Source organism: Chromobacterium sp. ASV23 (assembly GCF_016428945.1).
Taxonomy (GTDB): Bacteria; Pseudomonadota; Gammaproteobacteria; order Burkholderiales; family Chromobacteriaceae; genus Chromobacterium; species Chromobacterium sinusclupearum.
In genome coordinates this window covers 1-381 of record NZ_JAELTR010000243.1, presented here as the reverse complement: position 1 = coordinate 381, position 381 = coordinate 1, and the positions used below count along the sequence as shown (strand labels likewise).

The 381-nt window shown below is 53.0% G+C and carries 1 pseudogene; it reads left to right on the top strand.

Annotated elements, in window-relative coordinates:
- Nucleotides 1-121: 121 nt before the first annotated feature.
- Nucleotides 122-381: pseudogene (locus tag JHD59_RS22415) on the top strand (penicillin-binding protein); the annotation flags it as partial.

Here is a 381-nt window from a genome sequence, read left to right as displayed (position 1 = left end):
GAGTATCTCTGCGGATAATGTCACGGGCGTCAAAACAGAGGCGGCCCATGGTGCTACCAAGTTGCAGCCACCCACGTTCGACGATCCCTTGCGAGCTATGGATGAACGCACGGCATTTGTGATGAGCCAACTACTGCAAGAGGTTGTGCAGTTTGGAACAGGAACTGGGGCAAAAGTCTTGAAAAGACATGTCGGCGGGAAAACAGGTACCACCAATGAGTTTGTGGTCGCATGGTTCATGGGTTTTTCGCCGGAACTAGTTACTGGAGTCTGGACTGGTTTCGATACCCCGCGAACGCTCGGCCATGGCGAAGTGGGGGGGCGTGCCGCATTGCCTGCTTGGATTCAGTATATGAGTGTAGCATTGGGGATGTATAAACA